The organism is Vibrio paucivorans, assembly GCF_054053395.1.
The window spans coordinates 749,077-765,267 of the sequence record NZ_CM133231.1 but is presented as its reverse complement, the minus strand read 5'-3'; the positions used below and the strand labels follow the sequence as shown (position 1 = coordinate 765,267).

Below are 16,191 nucleotides of genomic sequence, written 5' to 3'. Positions count from 1 at the left end.
CCACTAGTTGATTTTGGCCTGTATTGATTGAGAAAGAAGAACAATGAATAGACTGACGCATACAAACTCAACACTGCCCCTAATTGATTCTCTGGATGTGAATACCTTAACCAGTGGCGAACATAAATTTAATTTTGCCGTTGCGACTAACGCGCTTGGCCAATGGCAAATGTTACCCGTACGCGTATTTAAGGGTGAAAAGCCTGGAAAAAGAGTGGTGATTACTTCTGGAGTACACGGTGACGAACAGAGTGGTGTGGTTTCGGCTTTGAAAATAGCCAATCGATTGGTGGACCAAGAGTTGGCTGGGTGTGTGACCATAGTGCCGACTCTGAACCCAACAGGAATTTTGCATCATAGCCGAAACTTTTACCCTGTTGATCCAGATACATCACCATCAAACATGAACCGTTTTTTCCCTGGTAAAGCTGAAGGGAACGAAGTAGAGCGATATATTCATACTCTCTGGTCGAAACTGCTGCTGCCGAATGCGGATTTAGCCATAGACCTTCACACTCAAACTACAGGCACCACATACCCGCTGTATGTCTTTGCTGATTACCGAGTCAGTGAGGCGAAAGAGATGGCGCGCTTACTTAACCCGGATGCAATTTTAGACGATCCAGGTGAAACTGGGGTGTTAGAAACCACTTGGAACGAACATGGTGTGCCGAGTATTACTGTTGAAGTGGGGGCCGGTCGTTACACGGATGCTGCTTTGATAGCTCGTACAGTTGATGGTGTGATGAATATTCTCACTGCGCACCACGTCATTAGCGGAGAACCGAGCAATTTAAAACCGTGTGTAGAAGGTCGAGATATTGTCAGTGTTAAAGCGACTCAAGGTGGGTTTGTGGAAGCGCATGTCGAGTTGCTGCAAACCGTTCGTCAGGGCGAACTCTTAGCTACTCAGTTAGACAGTTTCGGCGACAGGGTAGAAGAGTATTTTGCGCCTTGTGACGCCACGGTCCTTAGCCACAACGTTGAAGCGCTTCGAGCACCAGGATCTTTGATCGTGAGACTGATTAAGTAGCCATTCGCGTCATAGCTAACAAAAAAGCTGAGACACAGTCTCGGCTTTTTTGTTGGCAGATGCTTGCTGAGGAACTTAGCTATGGGCGCTCACCAGCGAGTAGGCGTTTTTCGATGTCCTTAAGAACTTGCGGTAAATCGGCAATGGTGTCGATAAGGTAATGTGGTGTCGACTTCGACAACTTAGCGCGCGCTTTTTCACGAGCAGCGTCGAGAGTGGCTTTATCTGCTGTTTGGTACTGTTCAAAAGTAAGACCTGCTTCATTGCCTGAAAGCAGTAGACCAACTGTCCACATTCCCGCGTTGTGTCCTTCGTCGATACCTGGAGCAGCATCGTCGACCTTAATACAAGCATTAACATCGGTGACGGCTAAGTCGATAACATTTTTCAGCGCCATATAAGGAGCTGGGCGACCGCCTTGAGGTAGGTCGTCTGTAGCGACCACACAATCTGGGCGATAGCCGTAATCTGCTGCAACCGGCATTAAAACATCCATCACTTCACGTGGATAACCTGAGCACGAACCGATCTTAATGCCTTGCTGCTTAAGGTCGTTAACAACTTCAATGGCATTTAGGATTGGTTCTGCGTGGTCGGCAACCTTAGCTTTTTGTAACGGCATGAATGCCGCGTAAATGGTGTCGATGTCTTCACTGGTCATCGAACGGCCAAATTGGCTGTTCCATCGCGCATCGACGCTAGGTAGACGGCCGACCGCCTGAATGTGATCCCATTTACCCAGCCCCATTGGTTCACGCGCTTCATCTAGCGTGATGCCGAAGTCAAAACCCTGCTTAAACGCTTCAACGAAGATGCTGGTTGGCGCAAATGAACCAAAGTCGACAATAGTGCCGGCCCAATCAAAGATAACAGCTTGAATAGGTGTAGTAGTCGTTTGAGTCATGATGTTGTCCTAGTAATTAAATGCTTGAGATACGTGGGCGATTGCTTGCTCAAAAATCGTGAGCGCGCGAGTCAATTCTTCGCGTGTAATGATCAGTGGTGGGCTAAGCTGAATGACGTTTCCTTGAGAAACTTTAAAGCTCAATCCGTTGTTTAGACATTGGTAGAGCACGGCTTCCGCTTCTTCAAATGCGCGAGTCTTGCTAATCGGGTCGGTGACGAGTTCTACCCCCCATAGCAAACCGATGCCACGTACATCCCCAATTAACGGGTATTTTTCCTTCATAGCGAGCAAACTTGTGCGTACAAACCCGCTGTCTTGCTGCACTTTATCGAGCAAGTTATCGCGTTCGATTACTTCCATGGTTGCCAGTGCTGCAGCGCAGCCAATCGGGCTCTTTTCATGGGTGTAGTGTCCCAGAGATACGTTGGCCGCCGTGTTGTACTTATCTTTTGTGACCATGGCAGCCAGTGGTACTAAGCCACCACCAAAGCCTTTGCCGATACAAAGAATATCTGGCTCAATGTCGTAAGCTTGATGAGTGAACCATTCGCCGCTGCGGCCCATTCCATTTGGAATGTCATCAATAATCAGCATGACATTGTGTTTGTCGCAGATTTCTCGGATTCGTTTCCAGTACGCTTTACTTGGTACTTGAACATCGGTGTTACGTACGGCTTCAGCGATAAACGCTCCGATCCCACCTTCTTTCTCAATCACATACTCTAGGTAATCGGCGTAATGAACATCGCTGGCACCTTCAGACGCTTGGTTATGTAATGGGAAAGCACCGCGATAGCTGACCGCGGGTGGAATACGCTCAACGCCAGCCATCAAAGGCCCCATTCCTTCACGGAAACAGGCTTCTCCGCCAACCGAAATAGCATCAAGGGATGCCCCGTGGAAAGAGTCCCATAAAGAGACGACCTTAAAGTTGCCTGTGACGTGACGAGCCAACTTCAGTGCCATACCAACGACGGACGTGCCGCCGGGAGCAAACAACACTCGGTTTAACTCACCACCGCAGATATCAGTCAGTTTCTCTGCACATTTCACCGCGGTTTCATTGGTGAATCGGCGAGGGGAGAACGGTAAAGATGCCATCTGCTCCGCGACTTTTGCCACAACATCTGGATGCCCATAACCGAGCTGATGGATGTTATTACCGTGAAAGTCCATGTAGCGTTTACCGGTGCTGTCTTGAATGAAAATCCCTTCAGCATGCTCAAGCGTATCCAAACAAGGTGTCGACATGGCTTGATGCAAGAACACGTCGCTGTCGCGCTTAAGTAGAGCCTGAGTTCGTTGGTCCTGCAGTGATTCATTCCATTTCTGGCGTGCGGGCGTAGTGTTAATGTCGCCTTCGCTGCGGAAATGGGTCGGATTTAAAGTATCAGTCATGATTCCGGCCTTATTGAATGTTCCAGTACATGGCCTTTTCGACCGCTACGATTAACAACGCGATATCTTCAGGATAAACGTCGCCGATGTTACCAATACGGAAGCAATCAGCATTAGAGACTTTACCCGGATAAATCACAAAACCTTGTTGCTTCAAGCGCTCATAGAACTCTTTAAACTGGTAGTCGCTGTGAGTAGGAGAATAAAACGAAGTGATGATTGGGGAGTGCAATTCATCGCTTAGCAGCGGTTCAAACCCGAGTGAGCGCATTCCCTGTACAAGGGTCGTTTGATTGGTGCGATAGCGTTGGTGTCGCGCTTCGATGCCTCCTTCCTGCTCCAGTTCAATTAAGGCTTGGTAAAAAGCGCGCACAGTATGGGTTGGTGAGGTGAAGCGCCACTTGCCCTGATTGACTTCCATGCAGTGCCATTGGTCGTAGAGGTCTAGGCTAAGAGAGCGAGCCTGTCCTTGGCATTTTTCCAGCTCACTTTGTTTCGCGATAACAAAACCAAAGCCTGGTACACCTTGAATACATTTGTTCGCAGAGCTGATCATGAAGTCGATCGCTAAGTCTGCGATATCCATTGGGATGCCACCAAAGCTCGACATAGCATCTAGGATTACGGTCTTATTGTATTGCTTGGCAAGAGCAGCAACCGGTTCGATTGGGTTTAGCATACCCGTCGTTGTTTCGCAGTGCACAATGGCGACATGGCTTATCGCGGGATCCGATGCCAATGCGGCTTCAACTTCGTTCAAGTTAGGCTGTGATGTTTCTCCTGGTGAAACCACATGGCACGGAATATTGAGGTATTGTGCTATTTGGGCGATGCGTGCCCCGTAAGCGCCATTATCTACTACCAGCAACTTACCTTCTTGGCCGATAGCACTGCCAATCGTCGCTTCAACAGATGCAGTGCCACTGCCTTGCATTAGCACACAAGAGTATTGTGACGAAGTTGTCGCTAAAGCAACCAGCTTAGCTCTTATGACTTCAACAATCTCTTTGTTGTAGTCATCGTCCCAAGTACACCAGTCTTTCAACATAGCTTCACGTACAGTTTCAGTGGTAGATAGTGGGCCAGGTGTCAGTAGTAGATATTCGTTTTTCATCTCAGTTCTCGATTATTGGACTATACCAAAAGTTGAGGTTACCTTAGCAAGCGGATTTAGAGCCCGTAAATAGCAAGATTACCAATTTCATAAAACTTTAATATGGCTCTGATGAATCGATCTTAACCGAACATTTTGCGGTTTATATTTCTCAAAACTGCCATTTTTTGTTCATTTAAACGTAATAAACAAAAATTAGGGTGTATATAGTCAACTGGTGCAGACCAATTGATAGCGCAAAAGCGAATTAGACTGAATTTGAACAGACTGTTTTATACCCAAACAACGCCATAATTGGAGAAAATGATGAAAAACCGTTTGATGAAAGGATCACTGGCTGCACTTGTATCACTGTTGGCCACAAATGCATATGCAGCGCAGGAAGTGACGGTTTACACTGCTTTTGAAACCGATATTCTTGCGAAATATAAATCGGCATTCGAAAAAGAAAACCCAGACGTTAAGATCAAATGGGTGCGTGATTCAACGGGAATCATGACGGCTAAATTGCTGGCAGAGAAAAACAACCCTCGTGCTGAAGTCGTATGGGGTCTAGCGGGATCGTCAATGGCGTTGCTAAAAGAAGAAGGCATTTTGCAACCATACACACCGCAAGGTCTAGATATGCTGAAGAGTGACCTAAACGATCCTCAATCAGCTCAAGCTTGGTTTGGTAACGATGCTTTCTTCAACGCGGTTTGTTTCAACGAAGCGGTTGCGAAACAGCTAGATTTACCAAAACCAACGTCGTGGGAAGACTTAACGAAACCTGTCTATAAAGGCCACATTGCGATGCCTAACCCTGCGTCTTCTGGTACAGGTTATATGCAAGTATCGGCTTGGTTGCAAAACATGGGCGAAGATCAAGCCTGGAACTACATGAAGAAACTTGATAACAACATTGCTCACTACACACACTCTGGTTCCAAGCCTTGTGTTCAGGCTGGCATGGGTGAAGTTGCTATCGGTATTTCCATGGCAAGCCGTGGTGCGAAGCTGAAAACTCAAGGCGCTCCACTTGCTGTGATTACACCAAAAGGGATTGGCTGGGAATCAGAAGCGGTTGGCTTAGTCAAAGAGTCAGAAGCAGCGAAACGCGTTGTGGATTGGTCGATTTCTAAAGCCGCTAACGAATTGTACGTTGAAATGTACCCAGTCGTTGCTCATAAAGAAGTGACGGCAACGGTTTCTAACTTCCCTGATGTTGAAGCATCAATGGCGAAAATGGACTTCGCGAAAATGGGTAGTGACCGCTCGAAAGTGCTAGCAAAGTGGTCTGAGAAATTCGACGGAAAGTCAGAGCCAAAATCTTAGCCTAAAACTAAGGCGGTATTGGGAGAGCTTCGGCTCTCCTTTGTTGTTTCTAAAATGCGTTTTTCGAGCTAGCTTCAATCTATATTGAAACTGCAATACAAGTGTCATCTTCTCTCTATAAATTCGTCATTGAATTGAAATAAACCAGAACTAAGGTTGGTGTATACCAATTGGAGAGTATCTGATGATGACCAACCAACCTTACTTAACCATTGAAAATGTTGTGAAGCAATTCGGTCAGTTCACAGCATTAAAACAGATTTCACTTGCTATAGAGCAGGGTGAGTTTGTGTGCTTTCTTGGACCATCAGGCTGCGGTAAAACGACATTATTGCGCGCGATTGCAGGCCTAGATTTGCCGACTTCTGGATCTATTTATCAAAACGGTCAAGACACCACTTTTCTTCCTCCAGAGAAACGCGACTTTGGCATTGTGTTTCAATCTTACGCTTTATTCCCAAACCTTACTGTGCAAGAGAACATTGCCATTGGCCTTAAAAATCAAGGTATGTCGACCAAAGATGCATTGGAAAAAGTCGATGGCTGGCTAGAAACCATCGGGTTGCCGGCATCGGCTCAAAAATACCCGAACCAACTTTCCGGAGGTCAGCAGCAGCGCGTCGCACTTGGTCGTGCTCTGGCGCTGTCACCGGGGTTACTGTTGCTAGATGAACCTTTATCGGCACTGGACGCGAAAGTTCGTACTCACCTGCGTGACGAGATTTGTCAGTTACAGCGAAAGTTAGGCATTACCACCATTATGGTCACGCACGACCAAGATGAAGCGTTGACAATGGCCGATCGTATCGTGGTTATGAACCACGGAGTGATTGAACAGGTAGGGACGCCTCAAGAGATTTACCAACAGCCGGCAACTCGATTTGTGGCGGAATTTGTTGGCAGTATGAACTTCATTCAATCCTCGGTGGCGACAGATACCAAGCTGCGCATTGCAGAATCGCTGATCCCACTCCCTGTGATAGAAAATATGCCGATTGCCCGTGGTGACAGCTTCGAGCTTGCGGTGCGCCCTGAAAGTATTAAGTTTACGTCTAGCTTTAATGATGGCTTACCTGTACGAGTGACGGATGTTGAGTTCCTAGGGGCTTTCTATCGAGCGGAGTGCCAGTTGCAGCATGACAGCCAAGCTAAGCCAATTTTGGTGGACATCCCAGTAGAGTGGGTAACGGAAAACAAGTTACGCCGAGGCGACATTCGCTACATTACGTTTGCACAAAGTGGGTTAAGAGCGTATTCAAAGCGCTCCGTCACTTCGCACAAGTCACTGGCTGCTTAAGGGTAAATAAATGGATTTTGATACCATGACGACCAACTCTTCGAACAGCCGTAAGCCGTCGATGTTGGACTCGATGGCTGCTCGTGTGAGCAAAGATAACATCGTGCTGTTTGCCATTCTACTTACCCTATCAACCTTGATGGTATTGTTCATCGTGATGCCGCTGTGGGCGATGTTGACCAAAAGCGTGCAAAACAGCGATGGGGAATATGTTGGCTTTGAGAACTTTGCGACCTATTTCGCCTCATCAAGTCTTTGGCACTCTCTGGGCAATACGTTCACTGTTGGCCTCATTGTGACTTCAGTGGTTGGGGTTCTCGCCTTTGGTTACGCTTATGCTTTAACACGCTCTTGTATGCCAATGAAAGGGCTGTTCCAAGTATTAGGTACGGCACCCATTCTCGCACCTTCTTTGCTCCCTGCGATCAGTTTGATTTTCCTGTTTGGTAATCAGGGAATCGCGAAAGAAGTATTAGCCGGAAATTCCGTTTACGGCCTGATTGGTATTTCTTTGGGACTGATTTTTTGGACGTTTCCTCATGCTTTAATGATACTGACGACTTCTTTACGTACTTCAGATGCGCGCTTGTATGAAGCTGCGCGAGCGCTGAAAACGTCGCCAATCAAAACCTTTTTTGTCGTTACTTTACCTGCGGCAAAGTTCGGCTTGATAAGTACACTGATAGTGGTGTTTACCCTAGTGATTACCGACTTCGGTGTGCCGAAAGTCATCGGTGGCAGTTACAACGTTCTGGCAACCGATATCTTTAAGCAAGTTGTAGGGCAACAGAATTTCTCGATGGGTGCAGTAACCAGTTTGATTCTGTTATTGCCTGCTTTACTTGCGTTCGTTGCTGACAGATGGGTGCAGAAAAAACAGAAAAGTATGTTCGACACTCGTTCGGTACCGTATCAGCCAGAGCCTAATAGGCTTAGAGATGGATTGTGTTTGGTCTACTGTTCGCTTATTTCGATTGCCGTATTGGTTGTATTGGGCATGGCAGTGTATGGGTCTTTGGTGACATTCTGGCCTTGGAATAAAGCACTAACGCTGAACAACTATAATTTTGCTGAAATGAGCACCTATGGCTGGAGCCCGTATTTTAACTCACTCACTCTTGCAGGTTGGACAGCGGTAATTGGTACAGCGGTGATCTTTGTGGGTGCCTACTGTATTGAGAAAGGTCGCTCATTTGCCCCAATTCGCCAAGTGATGCAAATGCTGAGTGTGGTACCAATGGCGGTTCCTGGTATGGTGCTGGGCTTGGGTTATATATTCTACTTTAATGATGCCAATAACCCGCTAAGCATCCTCTACGGAACGATGGCATTTCTGGTCATTAATACCGTAGTGCATTACTACACTGTTGGTCATATGACAGCGCTAACTGCTTTGAAGCAACTACCCGGTGAAATCGAAGCCACGGCGGCATCGGTTAAGCTGCCGCAGTACAAACTGTTCTTTAAGGTAACCTTGCCAGTTTGTTTGCCGGCTATTTTGGATATTGCTACCTATTTGTTTATTAATGCATTAACCACCACTTCTGCGGTAGTATTCTTATATTCGACCGACACGATTCCAGCTTCTGTATCTGTATTGAACATGGATGATGCAGGGCAAACTGGCGCAGCCGCTGCGATGGCTGTGATGATAATGATTTCAGCCGCACTCGCCAAACTCGTTCACATGACAGTTGGTAAAGCGTTAGAAAATAAAACCCAAGCTTGGCGTAAGAGATAAGGACAATTTGTGCAGTACGTAAAAATTAAGGATGCCATCGTAGAGCAGATCGATTCGGGCATGTTAGCACCTCGTCAAAAGCTCCCAGCAGAGCGTAAGCTAGCCGAATCGTTTGATACCACGAGAGTCACACTGCGCGAAGCTCTTTCGCTGCTAGAAGCTGAGGGGAAAATCTACCGAGAAGACCGTCGAGGTTGGTTTATTTCACCTGCACCGCTGCGCTACGATCCTACTCAAACGTTGAACTTCACCAACATGGCGCTAGGGCAAAACAGACAGCCAAGAACAGAGTTGGTGGCGGCAAAAGGCATTCTTGCTAATAAACAAGCGGCCAGCTTACTCGATCTTCAGCCTTTCTCGGATGTGTACCGAGTCGATAGAGTTCGTTATTTAGAAGACCGACCGGTGGTGTATGTCACTAACTATATTCGCCCGGAGCTATTCCCTAACTTACTGGACTTCGACTTGTCTAACTCGCTGACGGATATCTACCGCGAGCACTTTGGCGTTGTATATCAAAAAATACGTTACCGTATTAGCACCAGCTCTTTACTTGGGGAAACCGCTCAGGCGTTAAGAGCGACGTCGGGCACTCCTGCGATGGTGGTTGAGCGAATCAATTACAACCAAAGCGGTGAGTTGATTGATTGCGATATTGAGTATTGGCGCCACGATGCTATCAGCATAGAGTCATTGGCTCAGCTCGAACGTTAACTCATCCTATAATTAGCTCCTACGGCATCCGCTGCAGGAGCTTTTCTTTAAATGGCTTTATTCAAGGAATTAGTATGACTCTTTTCGCGGTTGCGTTAGTCGTCTTTTCTGCGCTTCTTCATGCCGGTTGGAATATTCTAGGGAAAAGTAACCAGGTCTCTGGTGCTGCGTTTTTTTTAGCAACCAGTAGTGCTGCTGCTACTTTGCTCACCCCCTACTTGATTTGGTATTTGAACACCATCGGCCTTGAGTCGTTACCGCCAGTCTTCTGGAAACTTTTGTTAGTGAGCGGAATAAGCCAAATGGTTTATCTGCTGGGTTTAGGCCTAGCCTATAAACATGCGGATATAGGCGTGGTTTACCCAATGGCAAGAGCCTTACCAGTGCTCATGGTTGGTGTGGGCACTGTGGTACTTGGGCATCAACTGGAGCCACTGCACTGGTTTGGTTTTGCTCTCATTACATTGGGTTGTTTAGTTGTTCCTCTCGACAGTTTTAAGCAGCTCAACTTTTCCTCTTACCTTAACCTTGGGGTACTTTGGGCATTGGTTGCTGCGGTGGGTACAACTGGGTATTCCATCATTGACAAAGAAGCGTTGCTTTTGATTAATCAATCGGTGGGTGAGCTTATTGCCGATCAATACTCCTCTGTGTTTTACCTTGGTATTCAGTTCTGGGCGATTGCAATGCCAATCAGTGTGTATTTGCTGGCGACCAAGCAAAGAGAGCAATTCGGTGTAGCATGGAACATACGCCGCTCTGCACTTATTGCGGGGAGTATGATGGCAGCAACGTACGGACTGGTTCTGTTTGCGATGACAATGACAGAAAACGTCAGCTTTGTGGTCGCGTTGCGTCAAATCAGCATTGTATTCGGACTTATCATGGGGGTAATTTTCTTGAAAGAAAAATGGTACCTCACCCGTGGAGTAGGTGTTCTGCTGATTTTAGTCGGGCTGGTTTTATCCCTTAGCTAGAGCGCCTTTATGACCTTTTCGTGCGGCATATTGCCAAACATTCTAAAGAATGGCGTGTTAATTTGAGCCTTATTTTAAGTGTTGAAGCAATAACTGCCTGTATTCATTGAAACTAATTGAATTAGCATTTTTAGCGCCAATTATTAACTGCGAGCTTTCGTGGAAAATAATTATGAATGGGTGAAATTTTTAATGAAATATATCTGATCTGCTGTGGGTCTTTATCGGTACTTAACAAGAACTCGAGAGCAAACATCGAGTTCACTTTTAGGTAAGAAAAGGAGTCAGTTATGATCAAGGTAATCGGTTTAACAACAATTCTAATGTTCAGCGTAAGTGCTATGGCGGGTTTGAGTGGTGCTTACAATTCTAAAGTGAGTTCAGAGCGCATCAACGGTGATGCCGTCGCGTCTAAAGAAGCGGCGATTGAGCAAGGCAAAACAATGCTTATGGATCTCAGCAACATGTCATCAACAGAGTTGCACCAAACTCTTCGCCACTCAGGTAATGAGTTAGTCGACGTGAAATCATTTTCGGTCACCAACTCAAACGTTACTGTGCATGAGTTGATCACCGAGCAAGGTATGGCGTATCAACCTATTGTGAATGTCAGCTACGAGTATCGTGCGCGTGATCGTGATTAATTAGGTTAAGAATTAATCTAAAGTGTGATTATTAAGTTTTTGCTAGCACTAAAACTTAAAATAATAATGAGCCCCGCGTTATGCGGGGCTTTTCTTTTTAAGAGAGAGTAAATTACGGATGAAAACGTCATTGCTGGCGTCACCATTCCTAACGGTTGACGTTAGATAATCTAGCTCGTGCACTTTGCTTTGACCACATAGAGTAATGACAACGGAAATCATTAAAAAGGTCAGCTATGAACCATCCTTCATTTTGGTTTAAACAAGCGTTAGAACGCGAACAAGATACACAGACTCAAACACTCGAACAGCACATCGACGCTGATGTGGTCATTGTTGGCGGGGGCTATACTGGGCTTTGGACTGGAATTATGCTCAAACAGCAGCAACCGAATCATAAAGTCGTCATTATTGAGAAAGGGTTGTGTGGAAGCGGCGCTTCAGGTGCTAACGGCGGTTGTATGCTGACGTGGTCGACCAAGTTCCCGACACTACAACGTTTGTTTGGAGAAGAACAAGCCAAATGGTTGGTTGCTCAGTCTGAGCAAGCGGTTTATGACATCGAAGCGTTCTGTAATCAGCACAATATTGATGCAGAGTTATACCTAAAGGGGACTTACTACACTGCGACGAATAGCGCCCAGCAAGGAAGTATGGAGCCAGTGGTGGATGCACTGGATTCGCTGGGGATTAACAGTTGGCAAAAATGTGACGACCAATTGGCCAAAAAAGCCGGCTCCCATCGACACATCGATGGATTCTACTCTCCTGCTGCGGCCAGTGTTCAACCTGCGTTATTGGTGAGAGGGCTGCGCCGAGTAGCGTTAGAGCTGGGCATCGAGATTTATGAAAACAGCCCAATGAATACGCTCGATTTTGGCCAGCCTGCACGTGTCAACACGCCTAATGGCAGCGTGACAGCGAATAAAGTGGTGTTGGCTCTTAATGCATGGATGGTGAAACACTTTCGCCAGTTTAAGCGCAGCATCGTCGTGGTGTCGTCGGATATGGTGGTGACCCACCCGATTAGCGACAAGTTGCGCCAGCATGGCCCAGAACAAGGAGCCACAGTGGTCGACTCAAGAATCTTTGTCCACTACTACCGAGATACCAAAGAGGGCAGGTTAATGCTGGGTAAAGGGGGTAACCAGTTCTCCTTTGCAAATAGGGTTGATGAGATGTTTAATCACCCGACCAAGTATCAACCGCTGTTGAAACGCTCATTCCAGAATTTGTTTCCTCAATTAGAGCAGTCGGATTTTGCGTATAGTTGGACTGGCGGATCAGATCGCTCAGTGACAGGGTTACCTTTTTTCGGCAGCCTAGAGGGACAAAGCAATATCTATTATGGCTTTGGATACTCCGGCAGTGGTGTGGTGCAAACTCATCTTGGCGGTAAAATCTTATCGTCTTTGGTGCTAGGACTAGACAATGATTGGAGTCGATGTGGTTTGGCAAAGGGGCCTCTCGGTCAGTTTCCACCGGAACCAGTACGCTGGCTTGGTGCGATGATGGTTCGCAATGCGGTGAGGCGCAAGGAAGACGCGGAAGACAATGAGTTGAAACCAAAGCCTTGGGATGTCTGGCTATCCAAGCTGGCGGGGGCTGCGGGTAAAACAGATAAAGTTTAACGTCATCGAACTGTCATTTTGGCTGGTCAAAATGACAGTTTTGCTATTGATGATCGATTGTTATGCGTTATTTACCGCCGCTTAATGGGCTAAGAGCATTTGAAGCAGCCGCGCGCCATCAAAGCCTCACTAAGGCGGCGGAAGAGCTGAACGTCACACGAGCGGCTGTGAGCCAACAAGTTAAGCAGCTAGAGCTTTATTTAGATGCTCAGCTATTTGAGCGCCAAGGCGCTAAACTAACGCTAACCGAAGATGCTGAGTATTACTTACCGGTACTCAGCGAAATGTTTGAGTCGCTGTCGGTGTCAACACATCACCTGTTTGAGCGAAAAAAATCCCATCAACTCACGTTACATGTCGCGCAGAGTTTTTGTTATCAATGGCTAATGCCTCGTTTAGCCGACTTTAAGCGTCGTTTCCCGAAAGTGAAAATCAAGGTGTCGACGACGTCGAATGCCTATCCGAATGGCAGTAAGGTGGCTGACCTTGAGATTATTAATGGCTATGGAAACTGGCTAGACAAATCGGCAGTGCCACTCACTCAAGAAAAGTGGATCGTAGTGGCCAGCCCGGAGTTGACGAAAAGCTACTCGCTACACGAGATTGAAGGGATTTCATCAGCTCCGAAAATTGCGACGTTTGGTTATCGAGAAGGATGGGGCGACTGGTTCAAGTCGGCTACGCCTAATTGCGATGGACACGTTAATGCGCAAGCAGAATGGCAATTTGAACATTCACTCCTATCGATTGAAGCGGCCGAGAATGGGTTAGGGGTGTTGCTGGTTAGGGATTTGCTGGTGGAAGAGCAATTAACACAAGGGACGTTAGTAAAAGTCTCCGATCATGAAATGCCGAGCCAAAGTGGCCACTACTTGATTTCAAATAGCCAAAGCAATCTGTACTCGAAACATTTTACTCACTGGCTAAAGGAGTCGCTCCGTTAGCCAGTGTGTGGGTGTTACTTGATTTGTGACTATTCGCAAGGCGGAGCAAGGTGAATGGTTGCTAGGCCACCGAGTGACGTCTCACGGTATTTCTTGTTCATGTCTTTACCCGTTTGGTACATGGTTTCGATAACCTTATCTAACGAGATCAAACATTTACTGGTACGTTTTAATGCCATACGAGAGGCGTTAATGGCTTTCATTGCGCCCATTGCATTTCGCTCGATACAAGGAACTTGAACCAATCCGCCTATTGGGTCACAGGTCATTCCAAGAGAGTGCTCCATTGCAATTTCAGCCGCCATACAAATTTGTTCGTTACTTCCACCACGAAGCGCTGTTAACCCAGCCGCAGCCATAGAAGACGATACACCGACTTCTCCTTGGCAACCCACTTCTGCGCCGCTTATCGAGGCGTTAGTCTTGTACAAGATGCCAATGGCACCGGAGACAGCCAAGAAGTCTTTTAACTGGCGAGTATCGAGCTCTTTGATGAATTTGTGGTAATACATCAAAACAGCAGGAATGACCCCAGCAGCGCCGTTTGTCGGAGAGGTAACAACTTGGCCACCTGCCGCATTTTCTTCACTGACAGCAAAGGCGAACAAGTTGATCCAATCCATGATTTCCATTGGATCGTTTTCAACGGCTGCATTCGCTTCCAGTTTCTTTAAAAGGTTGGGTGCACGGCGGGTAACATTTAAGCCACCCTCTAAGATGCCTTCTGTTTCGAAGCCGCGTTCCATGCACAAAGACATCACTTTCCAAATCTGTTCAGCTTTTTGGTCGATAGCGTCACTTGATTGGAAAGCCAGTTCATTACGAAGGATCATGCCACCTAGGCTGTAGCCATGTTTCTCGGCTTGTAGCAGCATTTCGTCGGCTGAAGTGAATGGGTACTCAACTTGGGTTTCCGCTTCATCACTGCCATTTTCTAGCTCTTTGGCTGTCGCAATAAAGCCACCACCGATTGAATAATAGGTTTCAAAAGCCAGTTGAGACCCGAGAGAATCGTACGCAGTGATGGTCATGCCATTTTCATGCAATGGCAGATTATCGCTATGGAAAAGAATGTCTGATTCGTAGCTAAAGCTAACCGTGTGAGCGTCGGCTAATTGCAGCTTGCCTTCATCAATAGCGGTTTTCATTGCTTGATTGGCGCTGCTTACTTTAATCGTGTCGGGCTTGTTGCCGAGCAAGCCCAGAATTACGGCTCTGTCGGTATGGTGGCCTTTACCAGTTAGCGATAGTGAACCGTATAAATCGACTTGAACGCGGCTGACTTTACTAATATGTGGCGCAACTAAGCGAGTAAAATGGTGGCCAGCGATCATTGGGCCATTCGTATGTGAGCTAGAAGGCCCGACCCCGATTTTGTAGATATCAAAGATAGATAGCATAAGTACTTCCTGCGATACTTGAGGTTTGATAAAACAAACTCTTATATAAATATAGTTGAGTTGCCCTAGGCTGCTTAAAGGGCATTAACTTAATGTTAACAACTGCAAAGTAACGGCTTAGCACAGAGTTGTACAGATCTTCGTCCTCATAGGCGAATAAAATGAGACATGAGCAAAAGATGAGCATTCGTAAGGTAGTTATCTTACTAGGCAAAAGATTGGTCGGTGACCGATTGACTGAGGAAGGGCACTCTCGGGTCGCTGGGTTGGTGGAGGCGTTGCCTAACCTGAAGCAACGAGAAACCGTGCTACTGTTTTGCGGTGGTATTACTGCTGGGAATACATGCTCGGAAGCGGAGGTTATGTTCCAAGCGTTTATCTCCATGATGAAGCAGAGAAATCTTACCTTTCCTGATGAGCAAATATTGCTGGAAAACCGCTCGGTAAGCACAGTCGAGAACATTCAAAACGCTTCGCACGAGCTGCTTAATAGTGGTTTGATTAGCAAAGGAGATGAACTCGAGGTGGCGTTTGTATCTAACGACTACCACCTAGAGCGCATTTTCGAAATCCAGCAGTTAATGGATGAGCAGGGGCTACTCAAAGTGCTGCGTGACAAAACGGTGCAGCAAGGTATCAAGCTTGCGATTAGCTATCAGATTGATGACCACATAGCTGTGCCATATCCGCATACTTCGTTGCGGAGTCAGTTGTTCCTATTGATGGATGTTCTCACCACGTATCGGGTGTTCTTGGAAGGAGTGGTGCGCGGGGCTTTCAAGCGGGACATAGAATCTGTCCAATGTTTGCCACTGCGTTTGGCAGAGCAGGCCATTCACGATGCGAAGTTGTTGTCGGAAAAGGCACTGGTTAGTGGGCAGGTTTTCACGTTGCTTGATGAGCGATTACCTCAACTCGAGACAGTAGTCAGAGAAACAAAGGATCTCTCAAGCGTCGCGAATATTGAAAGCGGGTTGGAAGAGTTTCACCGTCATTTAACTGCGCTTAATCGCTATCTCGACCCTGAATCCTTATCTCCTAAACCATTGTAGTGGCGAGAAACAGAAACTAAAAAAG

Annotated in this window: 14 protein-coding genes; 10 read left to right on the top strand and 4 right to left on the bottom strand. The window is 46.7% G+C overall.

The features are described 5' to 3' along the window. Positions 1–43: 43 nt before the first annotated feature. A complete protein-coding gene (locus ACXABW_RS18660; RefSeq protein ID WP_457526908.1) occupies positions 44–1,033 on the top strand; it encodes a succinylglutamate desuccinylase/aspartoacylase family protein in 990 nt (329 codons plus the stop codon). A 79-nt stretch (positions 1,034–1,112) separates the two neighbouring features. Here ACXABW_RS18660 and phnX read toward each other — a convergent pair whose 3' ends face one another. From phnX to phnW, 3 genes are read right to left on the bottom strand one after another with little or no spacing between them, the layout of a single operon-like run. Continuing rightward, positions 1,113–1,937, bottom strand: coding sequence for a phosphonoacetaldehyde hydrolase (gene phnX, locus ACXABW_RS18655; RefSeq protein WP_457526906.1), 825 nt, complete (start codon positions 1,935–1,937; stop codon positions 1,113–1,115). A gap of 9 nt (positions 1,938–1,946) precedes the next feature. Continuing rightward, positions 1,947–3,338 carry an aspartate aminotransferase family protein gene (locus ACXABW_RS18650; RefSeq protein ID WP_457526904.1) on the bottom strand — a complete coding sequence of 464 codons (1,392 nt, stop codon included), beginning with the start codon at positions 3,336–3,338 and terminating at the stop codon, positions 1,947–1,949. Between the two features lie 10 nt (positions 3,339–3,348). Continuing rightward, positions 3,349–4,452: a 2-aminoethylphosphonate--pyruvate transaminase gene (gene phnW / locus ACXABW_RS18645; protein WP_457526902.1), complete on the bottom strand. Its 1,104-nt coding sequence runs from the start codon at positions 4,450–4,452 to the stop codon at positions 3,349–3,351. 303 nt (positions 4,453–4,755) lie between these two features. On the opposite strand from phnW, the gene ACXABW_RS18640 reads away from it, so the two are divergent. The 8 genes from ACXABW_RS18640 to ACXABW_RS18605 all read left to right on the top strand — a co-directional run bounded on the left by ACXABW_RS18640 (position 4,756) and on the right by ACXABW_RS18605 (position 13,714). Further along, positions 4,756–5,766: a putative 2-aminoethylphosphonate ABC transporter substrate-binding protein gene (locus ACXABW_RS18640; RefSeq protein ID WP_252031602.1), complete on the top strand. Its 1,011-nt coding sequence runs from the start codon at positions 4,756–4,758 to the stop codon at positions 5,764–5,766. A gap of 187 nt (positions 5,767–5,953) precedes the next feature. After that, the gene (locus tag ACXABW_RS18635) at positions 5,954–7,063 is read left to right on the top strand and encodes a putative 2-aminoethylphosphonate ABC transporter ATP-binding protein (protein WP_457527143.1); all 1,110 of its coding nucleotides are present in this window, start codon (positions 5,954–5,956) and stop codon (positions 7,061–7,063) included. A 10-nt stretch (positions 7,064–7,073) separates the two neighbouring features. Further along, positions 7,074–8,804 (top strand): putative 2-aminoethylphosphonate ABC transporter permease subunit, encoded by a 1,731-nt coding sequence (locus ACXABW_RS18630; protein ID WP_457526900.1) that lies wholly within the window; start codon positions 7,074–7,076, stop codon positions 8,802–8,804. A 9-nt stretch (positions 8,805–8,813) separates the two neighbouring features. Then, positions 8,814–9,518 (top strand): phosphonate utilization transcriptional regulator PhnR, encoded by a 705-nt coding sequence (gene phnR, locus ACXABW_RS18625; RefSeq protein WP_252031596.1) that lies wholly within the window; start codon positions 8,814–8,816, stop codon positions 9,516–9,518. A 74-nt stretch (positions 9,519–9,592) separates the two neighbouring features. Next, the gene (locus ACXABW_RS18620; RefSeq protein ID WP_457526898.1) at positions 9,593–10,495 is read left to right on the top strand and encodes a multidrug transporter; all 903 of its coding nucleotides are present in this window, start codon (positions 9,593–9,595) and stop codon (positions 10,493–10,495) included. A gap of 290 nt (positions 10,496–10,785) precedes the next feature. Further along, positions 10,786–11,139 (top strand): DUF3316 domain-containing protein, encoded by a 354-nt coding sequence (locus tag ACXABW_RS18615; protein WP_252031590.1) that lies wholly within the window; start codon positions 10,786–10,788, stop codon positions 11,137–11,139. 236 nt (positions 11,140–11,375) lie between these two features. Beyond that, positions 11,376–12,770, top strand: a complete 1,395-nt coding sequence (locus tag ACXABW_RS18610) for an FAD-dependent oxidoreductase (protein WP_457526896.1) — start codon at positions 11,376–11,378, stop codon at positions 12,768–12,770. A 62-nt stretch (positions 12,771–12,832) separates the two neighbouring features. Then, on the top strand, positions 12,833–13,714 hold the full coding sequence (locus ACXABW_RS18605) for a LysR substrate-binding domain-containing protein (RefSeq protein ID WP_457526894.1): 882 nt from the start codon (positions 12,833–12,835) through the stop codon (positions 13,712–13,714). Between the two features lie 29 nt (positions 13,715–13,743). Here ACXABW_RS18605 and ACXABW_RS18600 read toward each other — a convergent pair whose 3' ends face one another. After that, positions 13,744–15,114, bottom strand: coding sequence for an L-serine ammonia-lyase (locus ACXABW_RS18600; protein WP_265687560.1), 1,371 nt, complete (start codon positions 15,112–15,114; stop codon positions 13,744–13,746). 179 nt (positions 15,115–15,293) lie between these two features. Here ACXABW_RS18600 and ACXABW_RS18595 point away from each other — a divergent pair, with 179 nt between their 5' ends. Then, positions 15,294–16,166: a YdcF family protein gene (locus tag ACXABW_RS18595; protein WP_457526891.1), complete on the top strand. Its 873-nt coding sequence runs from the start codon at positions 15,294–15,296 to the stop codon at positions 16,164–16,166. Positions 16,167–16,191 lie beyond the last annotated feature (25 nt).

Coding starts and splice junctions, on each gene's coding strand:
- ACXABW_RS18660 (WP_457526908.1), top strand. CDS start 44: ATGAATAGACTGACGCATACAAACTCAACACTGCCCCTAATTGATTCT.
- phnX (WP_457526906.1), bottom strand. CDS start 1,937: ATGACTCAAACGACTACTACACCTATTCAAGCTGTTATCTTTGATTGG.
- ACXABW_RS18650 (WP_457526904.1), bottom strand. CDS start 3,338: ATGACTGATACTTTAAATCCGACCCATTTCCGCAGCGAAGGCGACATT.
- phnW (WP_457526902.1), bottom strand. CDS start 4,452: ATGAAAAACGAATATCTACTACTGACACCTGGCCCACTATCTACCACT.
- ACXABW_RS18640 (WP_252031602.1), top strand. CDS start 4,756: ATGATGAAAAACCGTTTGATGAAAGGATCACTGGCTGCACTTGTATCA.
- ACXABW_RS18635 (WP_457527143.1), top strand. CDS start 5,954: ATGACCAACCAACCTTACTTAACCATTGAAAATGTTGTGAAGCAATTC.
- ACXABW_RS18630 (WP_457526900.1), top strand. CDS start 7,074: ATGGATTTTGATACCATGACGACCAACTCTTCGAACAGCCGTAAGCCG.
- ACXABW_RS18620 (WP_457526898.1), top strand. CDS start 9,593: ATGACTCTTTTCGCGGTTGCGTTAGTCGTCTTTTCTGCGCTTCTTCAT.
- ACXABW_RS18615 (WP_252031590.1), top strand. CDS start 10,786: ATGATCAAGGTAATCGGTTTAACAACAATTCTAATGTTCAGCGTAAGT.
- ACXABW_RS18610 (WP_457526896.1), top strand. CDS start 11,376: ATGAACCATCCTTCATTTTGGTTTAAACAAGCGTTAGAACGCGAACAA.
- ACXABW_RS18605 (WP_457526894.1), top strand. CDS start 12,833: ATGCGTTATTTACCGCCGCTTAATGGGCTAAGAGCATTTGAAGCAGCC.
- ACXABW_RS18600 (WP_265687560.1), bottom strand. CDS start 15,114: ATGCTATCTATCTTTGATATCTACAAAATCGGGGTCGGGCCTTCTAGC.
- ACXABW_RS18595 (WP_457526891.1), top strand. CDS start 15,294: ATGAGCATTCGTAAGGTAGTTATCTTACTAGGCAAAAGATTGGTCGGT.